Origin of the sequence: Niastella yeongjuensis (assembly GCF_900110245.1) — a bacterium.
Taxonomy (GTDB): Bacteria; Bacteroidota; Bacteroidia; order Chitinophagales; family Chitinophagaceae; genus Niastella; species Niastella yeongjuensis.
On sequence record NZ_FOCZ01000004.1, the window covers coordinates 556,791 to 576,907 of the forward strand.

At 46.3% G+C, this 20,117-nt stretch carries 11 protein-coding genes; 6 read left to right on the plus strand and 5 right to left on the minus strand.

The features are described from left to right. Window positions 1-253 precede the first annotated feature (253 nt). Window positions 254-715: a hypothetical protein gene (locus BMX95_RS13535; protein ID WP_081204675.1), complete on the plus strand. Its 462-nt coding sequence runs from the start codon at window positions 254-256 to the stop codon at window positions 713-715. 397 nt (window positions 716-1,112) lie between these two features. Here the strand turns inward: BMX95_RS13535 and BMX95_RS13540 are convergent, their stop codons facing one another. The 5 genes from BMX95_RS13540 to BMX95_RS13560 all read right to left on the minus strand — a co-directional run bounded on the left by BMX95_RS13540 (window position 1,113) and on the right by BMX95_RS13560 (window position 11,622). Continuing rightward, window positions 1,113-2,402, minus strand: coding sequence for a glucuronyl esterase domain-containing protein (locus BMX95_RS13540; protein ID WP_081204674.1), 1,290 nt, complete (start codon window positions 2,400-2,402; stop codon window positions 1,113-1,115). Between the two features lie 171 nt (window positions 2,403-2,573). Beyond that, the gene (locus tag BMX95_RS13545) at window positions 2,574-5,855 is read right to left on the minus strand and encodes a glycosyl hydrolase (protein ID WP_090519404.1); all 3,282 of its coding nucleotides are present in this window, start codon (window positions 5,853-5,855) and stop codon (window positions 2,574-2,576) included. 31 nt (window positions 5,856-5,886) lie between these two features. Next, window positions 5,887-7,365 (minus strand): RagB/SusD family nutrient uptake outer membrane protein, encoded by a 1,479-nt coding sequence (locus tag BMX95_RS13550; RefSeq protein WP_081204673.1) that lies wholly within the window; start codon window positions 7,363-7,365, stop codon window positions 5,887-5,889. Window positions 7,366-7,375: 10 nt separating this feature from the next. Next, window positions 7,376-10,753 (minus strand): TonB-dependent receptor, encoded by a 3,378-nt coding sequence (locus BMX95_RS13555; protein WP_165759119.1) that lies wholly within the window; start codon window positions 10,751-10,753, stop codon window positions 7,376-7,378. 335 nt (window positions 10,754-11,088) lie between these two features. After that, window positions 11,089-11,622, minus strand: coding sequence for an RNA polymerase sigma-70 factor (locus BMX95_RS13560; protein ID WP_081204671.1), 534 nt, complete (start codon window positions 11,620-11,622; stop codon window positions 11,089-11,091). A gap of 44 nt (window positions 11,623-11,666) precedes the next feature. Between BMX95_RS13560 and BMX95_RS13565 the strand changes: the two genes are divergently transcribed. The 5 genes from BMX95_RS13565 (at window position 11,667) to BMX95_RS13585 (ending at window position 20,103) form a co-directional block, all read left to right on the plus strand. Then, window positions 11,667-12,938 (plus strand): FecR family protein, encoded by a 1,272-nt coding sequence (locus BMX95_RS13565; protein WP_081204670.1) that lies wholly within the window; start codon window positions 11,667-11,669, stop codon window positions 12,936-12,938. Between the two features lie 61 nt (window positions 12,939-12,999). Next, window positions 13,000-13,599 (plus strand): RNA polymerase sigma factor, encoded by a 600-nt coding sequence (locus tag BMX95_RS13570; RefSeq protein ID WP_242673282.1) that lies wholly within the window; start codon window positions 13,000-13,002, stop codon window positions 13,597-13,599. Between the two features lie 102 nt (window positions 13,600-13,701). Further along, complete coding sequence (locus BMX95_RS13575) at window positions 13,702-14,952, plus strand: FecR family protein (RefSeq protein WP_081204668.1); 1,251 nt, start codon at window positions 13,702-13,704, stop codon at window positions 14,950-14,952. 181 nt (window positions 14,953-15,133) lie between these two features. Then, entirely contained in the window at window positions 15,134-18,580 is a 3,447-nt protein-coding gene (locus BMX95_RS13580) for a TonB-dependent receptor (protein ID WP_165759117.1), read from the plus strand. Between the two features lie 20 nt (window positions 18,581-18,600). Next, window positions 18,601-20,103 carry a RagB/SusD family nutrient uptake outer membrane protein gene (locus BMX95_RS13585; RefSeq protein WP_081204667.1) on the plus strand — a complete coding sequence of 501 codons (1,503 nt, stop codon included), beginning with the start codon at window positions 18,601-18,603 and terminating at the stop codon, window positions 20,101-20,103. Window positions 20,104-20,117: the final 14 nt, after the last annotated feature.

A 20,117-nucleotide genomic window follows, 5' to 3' on the forward strand; every position in this document is an offset into this window, starting at 1 on the left:
TGGTCTTACTTATGACAGATATACGACTTCCCCGGTAATAATGCCACTGGTAATGCCACCAAAATGCCATCATAATGCCACTGCCCAGTGGCAATATGATGGGAGCTTTATGGAATATGGCTTGGATTAGCATCGAATATTGAACGGCATTCGCATATATATCACCTGGGAATGACATGGATGGAACACGGCAAAACTTGGGAAATTTAGGGGGAAAGTAGTTGTTTTGCAGGCAACTTATCAACCCGGAAAAATGAAAATAGTATCAACAATCCTGATTTTTTTAATAGGCGTTTGTGCTTACGCCCAATCTGATGTAAAATTTATAGCATTTGAGCATACCGGAGAGATGGACCATGCCATGACGACCGTTATTTTATCCAATAAAGACTTTAAGGTAGTAAAGAATCATAAATTTCTAAAATACAAGGACCCCACTTTATTTTATAAAATCGACAATGGATTGTTTGCTGCTTTAATTGACAAGCTATCCAATGATAAAAATGTAAAAATAACATACGAAGAGGAGTTAGGTGTTTTTATGACAACTGTAGAGCAGAAAGGAAAAATCGCATACTATACCAATTATACATTTGATGACGCGAAGAAGACAATTGCCGGCATCATCGCTTTTCTTAAATCCAGAAAAGATACAGGCGTATTTATAGAAAAGCTGGAGCGTATGGGAAAGGAAATGGAGGTTCGTAGTAAATAAATGATTGCAGATAAGGTAATGCCAGTTTTCCTAAGGGGTATATAAAAGAAAAAAGGTCCTCTGTAGAAACAGTCGACCTCTAACGATTGCTTGCCATATGAAAAAAAAGTTCAAATCTCTTTTGGGGTGAAGCTTTTGGCTTCGGGTAGCTTCTCACTTTTTCTTTGCTTCTTACCGTGCTACCGTTCGATGATGTAAAAGTACAGCGCGGCCATCCGCCTTCCTAATCAGCTTTTTGCTTATTTTATGATGGCTAAACATGCAAACGATTTGCTAAATCGGTATTCTACAAGGGTTTCAGCGGATTATTCCTGTGATCGCCAGGGCATTTTTAGGCAAAAAAAAGCCGACTGTAGAAACAGCCGGCCATGACGATTACTTGCCATTATGAGAATCTTTAATTCGGTAGGAGGTATTGCTTTATAAATGTCACAAATACATCTAAATCAGTGGGTAACACTGCGTGACCGCCTTCATGCATATAATATCCCAATGGATTCAGCAGGCTGGTATCACCCGGTCCGGGAAATTCATGGCTGCCCGGACCCGCCTTTCCAAATAGTTTGTACACCGGTTCTGCTGCCTGGGCCGACAGGTACTCCCCTTTCGGGTCCGACCAGAAATCGGTATTTCCTGTTTGTAACAACAAGGGCCTTGGTGCTATCAGGGACACCAGCATGTGCGCATCCATAGGCAACTGGTCTATGCGATTGCTATAGTCGTGATAATTGGTAGCAAACTGGTATAAATAACGGGTAGGATCTGTAATATGCCCGATGGTTTCGCCATAGTTCCGGCGGCTCAATGCAGCACCACCCTCTCCGGAGATGCTGGCAATGACCATGGCAAACCGCTGGTCCTGCGCGCCCGTCCACAAGGCAGTTTTACCGAGGCGGGATGCTCCTGTAACCGCGATCTTTTTGGCATTGATATCCTTATCAGTCTCAAAATAATCCATCGCGCGGCTTAAGCCCCATGCCCAGGCGGCAATAGCGCCCCATTCATCGGGGGCTGGCTTTTCTTTACCACCTAAATATTGAGACCGGATGCCATACGGCAGCCCACCGGCAAAATCAGGTTCTATATCACCATAATACACCAGCGCTACCCCAATGCCATTGCTGATGAATTTCTCCACATCAAACTTTCTGAAAGCTGTTTGCGTGGCTGGCACTTTCTTGCCATCCCGCGACCACATCATCCCTTTTTTTACACCTGAATCAGCAACAGAGAGTGAATTAGGCACAAAAGAAATATCGAGCAGCAAGGGAACCGGCTTCGGCGCATTAGCCGGTAAATAGATCAGCACATCCATTTTATGGTCCGACGTATCCTTGGTAAAATAAACCGTCACCTGTTTTCGTATAGCCGTACCATTAAACACCGGTGTACCTTTATCAAACACATTAAACTTCATATCAGCCGGTTTGCCAGGCGCCTTTCCAAACTGGATCTCCTGGTACATTTTAAAGATCTCCGGTCTGCGTTTTTTTACCCACATATCGGCACTGGTTACCTTTTTACCATTGTTCAACGTCAACGGATCGGGTAATATATACGTACCTACTTTGTCTTCTTTATAATTCACCGGAATACCAGCTACTGTATCGGGAGGTTTCTGTTGACCGTAAACTATACTATGTACTGCTGCTATTGCAATCGTTAAAAAGAGGTGCCTTTTGTTCATATGTTACAAGTTCAAAGTTTTAAGTTCAAAGTTTAAAGTTGAATGTTTAACGTTTTAAGTTGTTGCTTCCGGTTGCTAAGTTTAAGTACGAGTTTGTTAGCTTTTGAGTTTTGGCTTTCAACTTAAAACTTTCAACTTTAAACTATATTCCTATTGCCTATTACCCATTGCCTATTGCCTTTTCAATGTCACCGGCCCCAATAACCCCGAAGGAGTCAACTCATATCCCCTTCTCCCAAACGGCATAGGATACGATGACAGTACTTTATGTTCCGGATGGTCCCGGTCGCCGGCCAGTCTGTTTGTCCACTCATTGGTAACTTTTATTTCCAGCTTGTTGCTACCGGCTTTAACTGCCTTGGTGATATCTACCAGGAAAGGTGCTTTCCACAGGAAGTCGACCCGGGTGCCATTTACATAAACTTCGGCCATATCTTTTACGGTGCCCAGGTCAAGGATAATTTGTTGTTTCGGTGTCAGCCACTCCTTTTTCACTTCCATGACCTTTGTGTAGGTACAAGTTCCGGAAAAATATTTAACTCCCTCTTCCTTATTTTCAGTTAATGATAGCAGTTGTGGCAATTGGATGGAGGCAGGCGCTCCCATGTCTTTAGGGAAACTTACCTGCCACGCCCCCTTCAGTTCACTCAATGGCAGGTATTGCTTTTGTGTCGCTGTATGTGCAACCTGCGAGGTGTTGTTACCAAACACTACAAACACGGCTTCATTTTCCAGCAAAGGAAGATCTACCCGGGTTGCTGCACTGTCTATCTTATAGTTTGCTGGTTCCATCACGCCACCATCGGCCCGCCATAACTCCACCTCTTTTCCGGTTACCTGAAAACGGCCGGTTACTGCAATGGGCGCATTGGTGCGGTTCACTACATAATAGATCTCGGTATTCCCATCGCGGCGATGGATCCAGGCAAGTTTGTCATTGCCGTAATTAAAATCAACATCTTTTGCAACACTTGCTTCCGCCAGTACTTCATCGAGTGGCACACCCCATGCCAGCTTTCCTTTTCCATAAGAACGCCGGGTGCGGCTTACTCCATCCAGGTCGCCCCAGAGTTCTGCAGCCAGTTCTTTTACGTCCTCATCTGCAGCGGCCAGACTGGGCGATTGTTCAGGCTTAGGCCCTACTACTATAGCGCCACCGGCCACCAGCTCCTTTATTTTTTTGAGCATCGGCAAACTCATTTGTTCAGTCTGGGGAAGCACCAGGATGGCATACTGCATACCATCGGGCAGCACCAGCTTTCCCTGTTGATCAACCGACATCAAATTCAACAACACATCAGCATTTATATAATCAAACTGATAACCCTTTGGTGTAGCCGGTTGCAAGCCGCCGCCCCAGAATGGCATGGTAGAAGGCGCTCCTTCGTTCAACAGGTAAGCGATGTCTGCCACATACCTGCCTTTTTGCAACATAAATGAATTCCGGGCAAAATAGGTAGTCAATGGCTTTACATGTTCGGCCCAGGTTATGTTGCGGTGGATATGCGTACCTACCATAACGTTACCTGGTTTTGTATCCAACGGCTGATGGGCCGAGGTATGAAATACCAGCCGGTTCACACCCTGGGTAAACCAGTAATCAGCAATGCGCTGAAGTGTTTGCGGCGATTCATAATTTCCACCGGTAAACGATTCTGCCGCTACCAGGTTTTGTCCATATACATGCGACGCGGAAGCAGCGCCGCGTACATCTTCATAATACATAGAAGAGGGATGCAGATCGCGCACCCAGAATTCGCCCATGGGTATATCTACATACTTTTTGTTCAGCAAGGCATCTTCTATCGATTCCAGTGATACCCCGCCTGCTTCTGAATATGTTTTAAGCCCCTGTTGGTGCAGAAAATCAGTCACCACGCCATAATGGTTTTGAGCGATCAGGTCAACCAGTGTACGGCGGAAGTCCCACAGAAAACGATCACTCTTACTTCCATCACCGATCACTCTACCGGCCAAGGCAGGTAAATAAGGAAGGATGTCATAACCGCGGCGTTTTTTAAATTCACTGGGCATAATGTCTGTCCAGTTTTGAATACCGGCTTCCCAGCTGTCCATCATGAAATACTGCAACCGCTTTCCATATAAATCTCCCAGCGATTTCATCAACGGACCGGTATACCCTTTCATATATTCGGTTACATGTTGGGAATTCATCTTGTCTACTTCATACCCCAGGGCTGCAGGTACTGCCGGACGGTTCTTTGCTCCGGTGAGTGCATAACCAAAACGCATGATGGTCCATTTGCCGGCAGCAGGCGTCCAGTTCAACGTACCATCGGCACTCATCTTACTGGTAAGATCTACCACAGTAGCCGGATCTATGGCAGACGCTTTTGACGTGGCCGGCGTTGCAACCCCGCTGTATTCAAACAAAAAATTGAACCCGGCTTTATCTTCCCAGCGATTGATGCGGGCGCCGGCGTGCAATTGTATTTCACTAAAAGTATAAGCAGTATCGGGTGTGGTGGCCTCGGAGATCACATCCGCCGGTCTTGGCGGCACATTGGTACACTCGATGCGATAGTATTTAGCAGTCCATTCCGGGAAGGTGTAGGTCCTTATATTGCCACCCCGGTAACCCGACTTACCGGGAATGGCAACAAGGGTCCTGAAATGAACGCCATCATCACTGGCCAGCACGCGGCCAAATGGAACGCCCCGGCGACCTGCTATAGTAATTGCTTTCGCCCGGAATGGTTGTTGATAACTGAGCTGTACCCACGCATTTTTACCAACTCCGCCCGATTGCAGGTTGATGCCTGTCAGGAGATCATTATCCAGTAACTTGTCAGCATCTTCGTTTCCATTACTACTCGTTACCTGCGGTTTGTTGTTATCGCTTTCATCGGCAGGCTCGGGAAAGGCAATGACGGCCACATCCCGGTAAAACCCATTTGACTTTTCATTATTATTAGCGATCAACGGTCCTGGCCCTTCAGCGGATGGCGGCGTTGGCAGTTTGCCTGTAAATGGTTTTGCGCCTTCGGCGGAGGTAACACTCCACACCAGTTTCTTCATGGCCTGTTCGGGTTTTACCCAGGGGCCACCGGTTAAACTCCAGCCGGGAGAACTGAAGATCGACATTTCCAAACCCAGTCTGTCTGCTTCCGCGGCGGCATGATGTACGGCATCGAGCCACTGGGGGGAACCAAACACAACGGTATCCTTTACCGTTTGGCCACTGCCACTGTTTACATCTGCCAGCTGAAACCCGGCTATGCCAGAACGTTTCATCCATTCCAGGTCTTTGGTAATTCCTTCTTTTGTAACGTTGCTTTTTGTCCAGTGCCACCAGGTACGCGGCCAGGCTGAAGTGGGCGGATTTTTAAAACCCGCCCGTAATGAATCCAGGTTTTGCCCAACGGCCCCTGAATATAAAAAGGATAAAAGCACGAATAATTTAAAACAGGTTGATTGCAGGATTGATTTCATCGGCAAACGTTTTCCTCTTTATGCGGGTGTATTAATAATTGGGATTTTGTAAGATCTTGTCCGGATTCAGGTTTACCTGATAGCGTGGTATCGGGAAAACCAATTCATCGGGTGTAACCTTGTTGCCGCTGCCTATTTCATCGTTAGACCAGTTGCCGGCAAAATGCGCATTCATTACATCGATGAGTTTGTTCGTACGCAACAGATCGAACCAGCGATGTCCTTCACAAAACAATTCCAGCCTGCGTTCCTGTTGTATGGCCGTACGTAGTGCTGCCTGGTCGGCTGCCAATGCGGGGTCAGTGATGAGCCCAGCCCTGTCGCGTACTGCTTTCAGGAATAAAAAGGCATTGCCTGTTTGTCCTGTTTCATTCTGGGTTTCGGCATACATCAAATTTACGTCGGCATAGCGCAACACGATCCAGTCGTTCCCTGCATCTACGGTAGTGGTCATACCATTGTCGTAATATTTCATAGTGAAGATATAATTGCGTCGGGAGCCGGTCAGTTGTTTGATCATACTTCTGCGGGCATCTGTTGCAACGAACTGGTTGTTCAGATCTTCCGTCATCAAAAAAGTACCGGTACCTCTTTTCAGCACCCCGGTGCCAATGTCTTCATTGGCCATGGCGCCATTCACAAAAGGATTGCCCTGCGAGGGGGTATAACCACGTGCATACTGAACCGCAAAGATCACCTCCGCATTATTGGGTTTGGCCGCATCAAATACATCGGCGTAACTGGGCAGTAGGTGGTATTGATTGGCACCGGCGCCAGCTGGTGCATCGATCACCTCTTTTAGTTTTTTATCGGCATCTGCCGGCTTTTGTAAAGTAAGGTACACTTTTGCCAGCAATGCTTTTGCCGCCCAACGCGTAGCGCGCCCTATGTCCTGGTTAATAGCATATCTGGCAGGCAATCCTTCTGCGGCCTGCAGATCGGCCACCACCTGGTCGTACACCTTGTTTTTTGCTTCTCTTGAATACGACAGGGCCTCTTCCGGCGTTTTTATATCATTCAACACCAGGGGCACATCACCATAAATACGAACGAGGTTAAAATACATCAATGCCCGCAGGAACTTTGCCTCGTTGCTGTATTGCGCTTTCGACGAATCAGACATCGGAACCTTATCAACATTATCAAGCACCAGGTTGCACCGGTTAATGGTGGCATAGGAAAAATTCCAGAAATCATTTACCAGGCCGTTGTCCGACACCACATTCGATTCATTGATGGTTATATGATTGGTGGAGTTGTTGAATTTACTGTTGTATACATCATCGGAAGCCAGGTCGCCAAACGCGAAATAATTCAGGTAGGTGTTCCGCAGGCTGAAGTAAGCATCGTTCACCACCTGTTTTACGCTCACCTCATCACTGAAGAACGTATTCTCGATGGGCTGGTCAGTCGGCAGCCGGTCGAAATATTCTTTGCTACAGGAACTGGCTGTTACAATCAGGCAGCAGGAAAAAACAATCGTTGCTGATTTAAGCTTTATAAGTTGCATAGTAGTTTTCTTAAAATGTTAAGTTTACACCCACTGAAATGTTTCTTGCCAATGGGTAAGTACCCGTTTCCACCCCATTATTGGTAGCATTGTCGCCACCGCCATTTCCCTGCGGGTTACCAAAACCTTTGAATTTTGTGAACGTATAAATGTTCTGTCCGGTAACATAGGCGCGTACCCGTTGCAGCTTTAATTTATTCAACAGTTTTGCGGGTACATTGTAACCGAATGTAACGTTGCGGATACGCAGAAAATCGCCATCAGCCAGGTAACGGGTATTGGCTGAAATGTCGGATGACAGGTTCAGGGTACCCGCGCGGTGGTAACGGCCGTTACCGGGATCCGTAGCCGATTTCCAACGGCCCATCGATTCTTTGGAACCATTCTCCAGCCACCTGCTTAAACTCAGCGGCAGTTCCTGGCTTCTGTACACTTCTGCTCCATAAGAACCATCGAGCAAAATATCGAGACTGAAGTTTTTATAAGAAAAATTGTTCCCCAACCCAAAGATGAAATCAGGCTGATAATTTCCTACATATGTTTGATCATTCGCATTGATCACGCCATCGGGCACCACGTCTTTGTAACGCAGGTCCCCTACTCCCTGCGAACCCAGCTTGGGATATTTATTCAGGTCCTCAGGCGTATTAAACGTACCTTCTACCACATACATATACAGATCGCCCATAGGCCGGCCTACATAATTCCGTACCACCCCCTGGTTATTCAATTGCGTTTGCCTGTTAGCCAGGCTTACGATGGTATTGCGGTTAAAGGAGATGTTGAAATTCGTATTCCATTTGAAAGCCCGAACAATGTTAGCCGTATTCAATGTCACTTCCAACCCGCGGTTGCGTACATTACCTACGTTTTGAATAACAGAGGTAGCGCGGCCATTGATACTGGGCAGGTCCATGTTCAGGATGATATTACTGTTCCTGTTATAAAAATCGATGGCCAGATCGATCCTGTTTTTGATGAGACCCACATCCAATCCCACATCAACCTGCCTGTTCTTCTCCCAACCCAGATCGGGATTGGAAAAACCACCAGGGCGAAAACCTACTACCTGCGCATCGCTACTGCCGAAATTATAATACTCGCGTTGCATGGTAGTGATCCAGGGATAATAACCAGGCACCTGGTCGTTACCGGTCTCCCCATAACTGGCCCTTAATTTCAACATGGAAATAGCAGGGATGGCTTCCATAAAGGATTCATCACTGATGTTCCAGCCGGCAGATACAGAAGGGAAAACACCGGCGCGGTTATTGGGCCCGAAACGGCTGGAGCGGTCGCGGCGCAGGGAGGCAGAAAACAGGTACTTGCTGTTCAACGTATAGTTGATACGGCCAAACACCGCATCAAATACATATTCCTTTTTTTCTGTACTGCCCTGGGTGAGTACTGCCCCACCGACGTTTTTGACGTTATTATTTACAAAGGCAACAGGATTGTCTTTATCGGTCCTGGGTTCTACCGTTACATAAAAATCATTTTGCCGGGCTACATCATATCCGAGCAAAGCAGTAATATGATGCGCATCGCCCAGAGAAAAATTATAGGTGGCGGTATTTGACCAGTACCAGTTGAAATTAGTGGTGTTGTTCCTTTTTGCTTTTATCTGGGCCAGGTTGGGCGTGGAGATATTTCCGGTATTGCCATTACCTCTTGCCAGGAACGGTTCTACAAACCATTCTTCTTTTTCCGATACAAGCCCCACATTGAAAGTGGAATTCAACGTTAGTCCTTTTATGGGTTTGTATTCTATATAAGCATTGCCTGTTTGCCGGAAGGTATAAAAGTAATCTTTGTTGGCATCCAGTTTTACGAGTGGGTTCGACAGTTCATCATTGAAAATGGTTTTCATTTCCGGGTCCTGGGTGATTACAAAATAATCTCCGTTATCCCGCCATACCGGTAAAATCGGCGGCATGGTCAATGCTTCAGCCAGTATACCATCTACGCCAGTGGAAGTGTTACCACCCGTTGTTTGCTGCACCCGCCGCTGGGTGTACGATGGCTGCACGTTCATGCCCACCTTTATATTATTGGTAACTTTCGCATCAAAGCTGGCCCGGATGTTATAGCGCTTCATAAAGGTATTTTTCAGAATACCCTGCTGGTCCATAAACGCACCGGAGATCGAGAATTGCGCTTTATCCGTTCCGCCTCTTGCACTGATCTGGTAATTTTGAAAAGGCGCTGAGCGAAAGATCACATCCTGCCAGTCGGTATTGGCCCAACGTTCGGGTGAATTTAAAAATGCAGGTATGGGTTTGTTCTGATAGGTCAATCCTTCTTTTGCCATATCAACAAACTCCTGTGCATTCATGAGATCGTATTTCTTCATCACCGTTTCAAAACCTGTAACAAGGTCCATATTGAATTGTGTTTTACCTGATCTGCCTTTTTTGGTGGTCACCATAATAACACCGTTACCCGCCCTTGAGCCATAAATAGCAGCGGAGGCGGCATCTTTCAGGATTTCCACACTCTCGATGTCTTGTGGGGAGATGGCATTCATCAACGAGGCATCACTGGTAGGATAACCATCTATTACATATAAAGGACCATTGCCACTGGTAATAGAACCATTACCTCTTATGCGCACAACCGGTGGATCGCCGGGTGCGCCGCTGGTTTGTTGCAGGAACACACCCGATACCTGACCTACCAATGCCTGGGTAGGATTGGCTACCGGCAGATCAGCCAGCTTTTCTCCTTTTACAGAAGCGATGGCCGTGGTTACATTTCTTTTTGTTTGTGTACCATATCCTACTACGATCACTTCATTCAGGCCCGATACTTTTCTGGTAAGTGTTGCGATCAAATTATTCTCCGCCGTAACTTTTATCTCTTTGGTAGTAAAGCCTGCTGAAGAAACCACCAGCCAGGCACCCACTTCCGCATCGATGGTAAAATTACCTTCTTCATCGGTCATGGTGCCGGCCTCTTTTCCTTTTATTACCACATTAGCGCCCGACACCGGGCTGCCCTGGTCGTCGAGCACGCGGCCTTTTATGGGGTTGAACACGGGGTTAACCTCTTTTTCAGCAGTACCAGGCAATGCAGCGGGCATTACCTGTATGGGCGCTGCCTTTTCAGACACCATAATGGTTTTTCCTTCCATAACGAACCGGAATGGCTGGCCTTCGAAACACTTTGATAGAAAGGATTGCAGGGGCATCCCCTTGGCATTGATGGTAACCGGTTTGGCCTTCTTCAGGGCGCTATAATTATAAAATACAACATAGCCTGTTTGCTTTTCAATGGAGCTGAAGACATCTACCAGCGGAAGGTCTTTCCCGCTTAAGGTAATGGTTTGAGAGATCCCATTCGCACTTATCCGCAGGCAGGCAAGCAACAGTAAGATCGTTAGTTTCATAATCAGCAGCGGTTTGATTCTACACCGAAGCGGTGTTGCCGCTCTTACCGCTATAGCAACATGCGGCGAGTTGGGCAATACAATCGTTCGGTTACAAATAGCTTTTAATTGCATACTTTTGTAACAGTTGTGGGTTAATGAATATATATGTCTCGCAGACTAAATAAGCGTTAGCCCTTACATGACCGCCTCGCGCCAACGGGGCGGTTTGTTTTTCAGCTAACCCTGTAATTCAATAAAGACTGTTACAAATAAGTTTATGGCTAATGATGTAAAAAAAATATTTTGCGTTGCGTAGACAATTAAAAGGCGTGCTGTATTTGTGAAGGAAAGTATTAGTGGCCTTTCTTATGTAGTACTAATTGTTTTCTGATCTGTGACAAGGCAGCCACAAGATGGTGCTTAACGGTATCGAATGATAATCCTAAACGATCGGCTATCTCCTGAATTTTCAAGCCCTCGTTACGACTTAATTCATAAACATATTTACGGCGTGGCGAAAGTCCGGCAATGGCTTTATGCAACCGGTCCTTTGCATCATTGTAATCGATGTTATCGGCAACATCGTTCACGGCCGTTTTCATTTTAGCCTCAAGATCTTTGGCAAGCTTTATATTTTTACCAATTTGCATAAACCAATTCATACAACTGTTATGGGCCATCCTGAAGATATACTGATCGATTTGTTCAATCTCATTTAATTTATCTTTCCTTTTCCATAACTTTATAAATAGTTCCTGTGTGATTTCCTCGGCGGCATAAGGGTTTCTGGTTATGCTATACACATAATTATGAACAGGCGCCTTGTAGATCTCGAATAATTTCAGAAATTGCTTGAAGTGTTTATCGGGTAGCTGGCAATCGTACATACTTAAATAATATGTACTAGCAAGTTAAAGAAAAAATTCTTTCAATGGAAATACAACGTATACAGGCTCTCCTTGAAAAATATAAAAACGATCAGCTCAATGAAAAAGAACTGGAAGAATTATCGAATGGATTGTCGCAACTGAACGAACAGGAGAAAGAAGACCTTACCACCACGTATGCTCCCTTATGGGAAAAGGCAAAAGCCGGTGAATTACCTGCTTCCCATAAAGAACCCGACTGGCAGCAACTGCTGCATGCTGTAGTAAATACAGAAACGACAAAACCGCCGGCACGGGTTATACCATTATATAAACAAACCTGGTTGCGCTATGCAGCCGTATTTGTTTTAGCAGCTGCTGGTGCCTATGTATGGTTACAACAAAAGTCAGTTACACCGGCCGCACAATCCACGCCAATAAGTTATACACCACCAGCATCTATACACCCCGGCGGCAACAAAGCAACCTTAACATTATCAAATGGAACCAGTATCACACTAGACAGCGCCACCGATGGATCGCTGGCCATGCAGGGCACCACACAGGTAATGAAACAACAGAACGGCGCCATTATATATAAAGGCAACGCTGCTTCAAACAGCGAAACCATCTACAACACCATCACCATCCCCAAAGGCGGACAATACCAACTCACCCTTTCAGATGGCACCAAAGTGTGGCTCAACTCGTTAACATCCCTGCATTACCCCGTTTCCTTCAATGGAAAAACCAGAACCGTTACCCTGGAAGGCGAAGCCTATTTTGAAGTAGCAAAAGATAAAACAAAACCGTTCCAGGTATTATATAAGAATATGCAGGTAGAAGTACTGGGCACTCACTTTAATATTATGGCGTACGATGATGAGGCGACAAAGACGACATTATTGGAAGGCAGTGTGAAAGTTGGCAGGCAGCCCTCCTACGCCAAGGCTTCGGCGGGCGAAGCAGAAGGCAGAGAGCAAAGCATCGTGCTAAAACCAGGAGAACAGGCTATTGTAGCAGCGAGCCCACTCACCACTCACCACTCACCACTCACTACTCACTACTCACCACTTACCATTGAGCAACTGCCTGATGCCGAACAAACCATCGCCTGGAAAAACGGGTATTTTCATTTCGACAAGGCAGACATGCCTACCGTATTGCGCGAAGTGGCCCGCTGGTTCGACCTGGACATCGTTTATAAAGGCACTGTTTCCCAGGATCTTTTCTCAGGAAAAATGCAACGTAACCTGCCCCTGCAAACCATTCTGAATTATTTTAAGGACAGCAATCTGAATTTTGAAATTCAGGGCCACACCCTGATCGTATTGTAAAAAAGTGTACCTGTAACATTTTTTTTCTTAACTTAGATACAGGATACAAACGATTGCCTTGGTGCCAAACAACCATACTAACAATGAACTGCTTTTGCTGAAGCAAACTGCTGCGGGTGATGAAAAAGCCTTTCAGCTGTTGTTCATTTCTTACTGGGATAAACTCTACGCCAACGCATTACACCTCATCAAATCACCTGAAACAGCACGCGATCTCACACAGGAAGTCTTTATTAAAATCTGGTTAAAACGGGAGAAACTGTCAGCCGTACTTTTATTTGAACCGTGGTTGTACCGCGTAGCCAAAAATGTATTCATAGATCATTTGCGCAAACAACTGGTGCTCGATTCGCTGCACGACATACAATCAATAGAAGACAACGAAGAACAATCCCCACAAAGAAAACTCGAACTGAATGAATTGATTATGCAGGTGAACAGCGCCATAGCCAGTTTGCCCGCGCAAATGCAGGCCGCTTTCCGGCTGAGCCGTTTCCATGGCCTTACGCATGAGCAAATTGCCCAACGGATGAACATCTCAAAAGTAACTTCCCAAAACTACATCGCCCGCTCTTTAGTAGTGATCCGCAAATACTTAATGCAGTTCCTCACCTCCTGGACAATAGTCTTTATGTTGCTTGCTGAAAAATTTTTAAAATAATTTTTTAACCGACGGATTAGCCGCTTTCATTTTTACGTCTTTATATACAGACAGCCGCTGTCGCTAACGATTTGCATTTATCACAAGCCAAATGAAAAAGGTATGCCTGTTGGGGAAGAACTAAGGTATTTACTGGAAAAACAACTGCAGGGCCAGCTCACGGCCGCAGAGAGAAGCCGATTTTTATACCTGCTTCGCCAGCCACAAAACAGGCTTCTGGTAGAAGACAACCTCGAAGACATCTTACACCAGCATCGTTATTCCGACACTGCCCACTTCGATAAACAAACCCTGTTTGAACAGGTAATGCAGGCTGCAGGCGATGCAGACACTACTACAGAAACACCCGTTATTTCACTATATACAAAAACGCGAAAATGGTTGCCGTATGCAGCAGCGATTCTTATAACCATACTGGCCGCCACCTGGTATTTTACACAGCATTCCAGACGCAATGAAACGCTGGCAGCAACAACCACTACCTCACTAACTCATTCACCGGATAACGCCAATAAAGTGCTGCTTACCCTGGCCGATGGCACACAGGTAGCGGTTGACGAAGTGCGCGATGGGAATATCGATAACCGGCTGGGCGCAAACATCAAAAAGGAGCAGGGCGTTATTGTCTTCAATGCTTCATCAACTGCATCCCCCAATACAAAAGAAACATACAACACCATTACTACTACCCGGGGCAAGCAATACCATATTATTCTGCCCGATAAAACTGAAGTATGGTTAAATGCTGCTTCTTCCCTGAAATTCCCCCTTGCGTTCAATGGAAAAGAACGCAAAGTAGCATTGACCGGTGAAGGCTATTTTGAAGTAACGAAAAACCCCGGACAGCCATTTATAGTTACAGCAAATGGACAAACGGTGAAAGTGTTAGGCACTCATTTCAATATCATGGCTTATACTAATGAAGAAGCGATCAGAACTACCTTATTAGAAGGGTCAGTAAAAGTGGGTAGAAGGCAGCCGGCAGAGGACAGAGAGGAATCTGTAATATTGAAACCAGGAGAACAGTCAATTGCAGTAGCGAGCCCACTCACCACTCACCACTCGCCACTCACCATCAACCACTCCCCTAACTTAGAACAAATAATGGCGTGGAAAAACGGCGAGTTCCGGTTTGAAGATACCGGTATTGAAACCATTATGCGGCAGGTGGAAAGATGGTATGATCTGGACGTTGTTTACAAAGGAACCCTTCCTTCCGACCTGGGTCTTTCCGGCGTAATAGCCCGAACAGAAAAAGTTACACAACTACTCGAAATACTGGAAACAACACACAAAGTTCACTTTATCCTGGAAGGGAACAAATTAGTAGTGATGCCTTATCAATCAAAGTAACATCATGGCTTAAAAAAAACCGGAAGCGCTTGCAACACTTCCGGGGCTACCTGCCTTGCAACAGGTAAAAGTTGAGCCAATCGATAATAGCCGAATCAAGACTTCTATCTTTTAACCCAAACTTTCCAAAAGTATGGATAATCTATTGCTTTGCCACACAATTAACAAATTACTTCGCGTCATGAAAATTGCTGCCATTCTGATCTTTCTGGGCACCACTGCCGTGGCCGCGAATACATTTTCGCAGGTAGTATCAATCACCGGTAAGAACATGCCGCTTACCGCCATTTTTGAATCCATTCACAAACAGGCTGGTTATTCATTTGTGTACGAACAAAAATTAATAACCCAGGCCACCCCTGTTACCGTGAATTTTAAAAATGCCACTGTTACCGATGTGCTAAATACCTGTCTCAAAGGCCAGCGGCTTCAATATGAGATCAAATTCAATACAATAATTATAAGAGAAGGCGCAGTTGCAACACCGCCTGCGCCCGCAAAAAATATTACCGCCGATATCCCGCCTAAGGTAATCAAAGGCAAAGTGACAGATGACAAAGGACAACCACTTGCCGGCGTTACCGTTAACGTAAAAGGGTCCGACAAGTCAGTTACCACCGATGGCAACGGTGAATATACCATCAACGTGGCCGACGACAATTCTGTATTACGATTCAGCTATGTGGGATTTACCGCCTATGAATTAAAAGTAGGTGCCTTAGATGTAATGAACATAAAGCTGGTTGCCGATACAAAAGACATGAACCAGATTGTAGTGGTTGGTTATGGTACCCAGAAAAAAAGGAATATAACCGGCGCTGTGGCCTCTTACAATGCAGACGATATACAGGACAGGCCACTGGCAAGAGTAGACCAGGCTTTGGTAGGTCAAATGGCCGGTGTACAGGTAAAACAAACCACCGGTATTCCCGGCAAAGCATTTAGTATCCAGGTAAGAGGTTCAGGTTCTATCTCAGCCGGCAATGAACCCCTGTATGTGGTAGATGGTTTTCCATTAGCGCAGGCAAGTCCCAATGGATCGGGAAGTTTTGGTACGGGTAATCCGCTCGACAATTTCAACCCCAATGATATTGAGTCGATCCAGGTGTTGAAAGACGCTGCCTCTGCAGCCATTTATGGGTCAAGGGCCGCTAATGGCGTGGTGCTCATTACCACCAAAAAAGGGGTAAGTGGTAAAGCTTCCATTAACGTTAACGCCTACCTGGGTTTCCAGGAAGCAAGCCGTAAACTGGATATGCTAAGCGGGGAGGAATGGATCGATCGCGCTACGGAAATGATCAATGCGCAATGGGAAGCATCCGGCACAGGCAGAAGCGCCAGTCAATCCACTGCAGAAAGAAAAGCGATCCTGGGTTTGGGCCCCGACCAGGTAAATACCAATTATATCCTGGACGATCGCTGGGCACAGCCTGGTCACCCCGGTTTGTATTTGATAGACTGGCAGAAAGAAGCATTACGAAAAGGGTTGGTACAGAGTTACCAGCTTTCTGGAAGCGGGGGCAATGATTTTGTGAAATATTATGCATCTGGCAACTACACCCATCAGAACGGGATGTTGATCGGCATGGACTACACCAATTATTCAGCCCGGGCCAATCTTGAATTCAATGCTTCTAAAAAACTGAAACTGGGCATCAACCTCGCGCCTTCGTATTCTGTTACCAACGATCCCGGCGTAGAAGGAAAAAGCAGCATCTGGCGCATGTTGATCTCCTTTACACCCGTACAGGAAAATCCGGCGGGCAGCGCCAATGCAGGCAATACGGGTCAATACCAATGGGCCAATCCCGATGTAGATCCTATTTACCGCCTGAGAAATAACGTTGGCGTTACCAAACGCAGCAGGTTATTGTCTTCTGTTTTTGCAGAGTATAAGATCATTGACGGACTGATATTCAAAACAACCGCCAATTTCGACAATACCGACAACGAGAATAAAACCTATATCCCCGCTGGTTCTGCCAGCACCCTGCTGATCAGGCAAACCAACCCCGGCTCCATTACCTCAGGTACTTTCGCTGCCTACAAACAACAGACTTTTGTAAATGAGAATACCCTTTCCTATTACAAACTCATCAATGGGGTGCATGATATCTCAGCGGTTGCGGGTCTTTCATACAACACAGACAAATATGATCTGTACAGTCTCAGCTCCGTGGGCGGTTATACCAGCAGTGTAGTAACTACTTTAAACTCGGCCCTGAGTACAACAGGTTCTACCTCAGAAACAAAGAACCTGCTGCTCTCCTATTTCGCCCGCTTGCAATATGGGTTCGATAATAAGTACTTGTTCTCGGCCAGTTTACGGCGCGATGGTTCCTCCCGTTTTGGTACCAATACCAAATGGGGCTGGTTCCCCTCCGCCTCTGTTGGCTGGCGCATATCACAGGAGAGTTTCATGGAGTCATTGACCTTTATCAATGACCTGAAATTAAGAGCCAGCTGGGGACAAAGCGGCAACTACAATATTGGCGATTACAGCAGCCTGCCCTTACTCGCCACCAGCAACTATACGGTTAACAACACCGTGGTAGCCGGTCAGGCCCCGGGCGGTATTGTGAATCCGGACCTGAGTTGGGAAAAATCAAAAACAATGGATGTTGGGTTCGATGCCTCGTTTATCAAAAGCCGCATCAACCTCTCATTCGACTATTACACCAAGTACAGCAGTGACCTGTTGCTGAACGCGCCCATTCCCGGTCAAACCGGTTTTACCACTTCCCTCACCAATGCGGGCAAGGTAGAAAACAAAGGCTGGGAAATAGAATTGCGCACCAACAACCTGACCGGTGCATTTCAGTGGAGCACAACCGTAAACGTAAGCCACAATACCAACAAGGTAACAGAATTGCCCGGCGGCCAAACACAGATTTACATCCCTACCAAATATGACATCCCCAACAGTATTCTGCGAGTGGGTGAGCCTATGTACAGCATCAATGTGGTGAAACAGATCGGCATCCTTACACAGGATGACATCGCCGGTAAAGCAGCCTTGTTCGGCTCTGAAAAGCCGGGCGACCCCAAGTACCTCGATGCCACACCCGATGGGGTTATTGACGCAAATGACCGCGTGATCGTTGGCCATCCTACTCCGGATTATACCTATGGGGTTACCAATACCTTCCATTACAAAATGTTCGATCTGAGTGTACTGGTACAGGGGCAACACGGCGGGTCCATTTATTCCCTGCTGGGCCGGGCTATTGGCAGAACCGGATTATCCTCTACAGAAAACGAACTGGGTTTTTATCGCGATCGCTGGCGTTCACCCGATCAGCCCGGTAATGGCGTAACGCCCAAAGCCTATTCCACCTTCGGTTCTATAAAAAACACCGACTGGTTGTATTCATCAGACTACTGGCGCATCCGCAATATCACGCTTGGTTGCGATCTGGGAAAAGTGATGAAAACCAAATTCACGCGCAGTGCGCGGGTATATGCCACACTCGAAAATTTCTTTGGCAAGGATAAATACAAAGGAGGGTTGAATCCTGAGGCAGTGAATGAAGACCTGAGCGGAAGTTCCATCTTCCCCGATGCCGGTGATTACGGCGGTCTTCCATTACCCAAATCATTTATTGTGGGACTGAACTTAACCTTTTGATCAACTAAAACGCATTTACCATGAACAAGAACATCTTTATTATATCAGGCTTACTCCTTTTTTTGATCACGTCGTGTAGCAGGGATCTCAATCTGAAACCTATTTCTGCTTCTACCACCGTAACGTTTTATGCCAACGCAAATGATTTTACCCAGGGCGTGTATGCTGCTTACAGCTCGTTGCGCACTTATCCCGACCGGTTACTCAACCTGTCAGAAACCAGGTCGGATAATTTGTATGCGGTATCAGACGGCGGCGTACGGGATTGGGAAGGCATCAACGATTTTCAAAAAACCATTGCCAGCAACCCGTATGTCGGCAGCGCCTGGACAAACAATTACAATGGCATTTATAAATGCAATGTACTGATCGATGAACTGGCAAAGAATGGCAGCGTAATAAACGACAATGTGTTACAAACAAGAATGGAAGCAGAAGCAAAATTCCTGCGCGCCTTTTTCTATTTCGATCTCATCAGAACTTTTGGCAAAGTGCCGCTGGTTGACAAACCACTTTCGGCAGCAGAAGCACTGAAGATTGGCCGTACTGCAGTATCAGCCGTGTATGACCTGGTGATCAGCGATCTCAAATTCGCCAGTGACAACCTGCCCGAAAATGTACCATCGGCAGAAAAAGGCCGCGCATCGAAATATGCAGCTAAAGGCATGCTGGCCCTTGTGTATATGACGCGTTCAGGGCCTACTTACGATATCGAGGGACCGGGACTGGGGTTGAATGAATGGGGGCAGGCAGTTGCGTTGCTCAATGAGATCATAGGCAGTAACAAATTCAGCTTTCTTACTTCGTACCCCGACATCTTTAATTATGGCAATGAAAACAATGGAGAAGTGGTGTTCGACATTCAATATGTAAGCGGGGCCAACCCCTCCCTGGGTTCCACCTTCCCTTCCTTGCTGGTTCCGGATACTTACTTCCGGTCAATGGGAAAAGTGGACCAGAACGGCCTGAGCATCCGGCCCATTTCCAATAGTTTGTTTAATTCGTACGAACCGGGTGATACGCGAAAAGCATTCTCCATTAAAACCGGTTATGTGTACAACAGAGATGCTGAAACGCGTTCCTTCTATTTAAAATATCTCGACACCACCAAAGTGCCCACTAAAGCGGTTGACTGGTCCGTCAACTACATTGTGCTGCGCTACACCGATGTATTGATGCTGAAAGCAGAATGTGTATTACATGGTGCACCCGGCTCTTTGGCCACCGATGTAGACGCGGTAGTTAACCAGGTAAGGACACGCGCTGGTTTAACCACCCCAAAAACAAACATTACCCTGCCACAATTGATGGACGAGCGGCGCCGCGAATTTGCAGCCGAAGGCTCCCGCTGGCACGACCTGGTTAGAAGCGGCCTGGTAGAAACAGTTATGACCAGTTGGATTGCGGCAGACGACGTGCAACATAAAATTTCACCCTTTCAAAAAGAGTATATCATTTATCCGGTTCCGCAGTCGGAAATGGATGTAAACCAGCCATTGTTCCAACAAAACACCGGTTATTAAAACAGCAGAAAAGC

Bases quoted from the DNA above. Each gene is read 5' to 3' on its own strand.
- BMX95_RS13565 (WP_081204670.1), top strand. From the start codon at position 11,667: ATGGAAATACAACGTATACAGGCTCTCCTTGAAAAATATAAAAACGAT.
- BMX95_RS13550 (WP_081204673.1), bottom strand. From the start codon at position 7,365: ATGCAACTTATAAAGCTTAAATCAGCAACGATTGTTTTTTCCTGCTGC.
- BMX95_RS13580 (WP_165759117.1), top strand. From the start codon at position 15,134: ATGAAAATTGCTGCCATTCTGATCTTTCTGGGCACCACTGCCGTGGCC.
- BMX95_RS13575 (WP_081204668.1), top strand. From the start codon at position 13,702: ATGCCTGTTGGGGAAGAACTAAGGTATTTACTGGAAAAACAACTGCAG.
- BMX95_RS13555 (WP_165759119.1), bottom strand. From the start codon at position 10,753: ATGAAACTAACGATCTTACTGTTGCTTGCCTGCCTGCGGATAAGTGCG.
- BMX95_RS13545 (WP_090519404.1), bottom strand. From the start codon at position 5,855: ATGAAATCAATCCTGCAATCAACCTGTTTTAAATTATTCGTGCTTTTA.
- BMX95_RS13540 (WP_081204674.1), bottom strand. From the start codon at position 2,402: ATGAACAAAAGGCACCTCTTTTTAACGATTGCAATAGCAGCAGTACAT.
- BMX95_RS13535 (WP_081204675.1), top strand. From the start codon at position 254: ATGAAAATAGTATCAACAATCCTGATTTTTTTAATAGGCGTTTGTGCT.
- BMX95_RS13585 (WP_081204667.1), top strand. From the start codon at position 18,601: ATGAACAAGAACATCTTTATTATATCAGGCTTACTCCTTTTTTTGATC.
- BMX95_RS13560 (WP_081204671.1), bottom strand. From the start codon at position 11,622: ATGTACGATTGCCAGCTACCCGATAAACACTTCAAGCAATTTCTGAAA.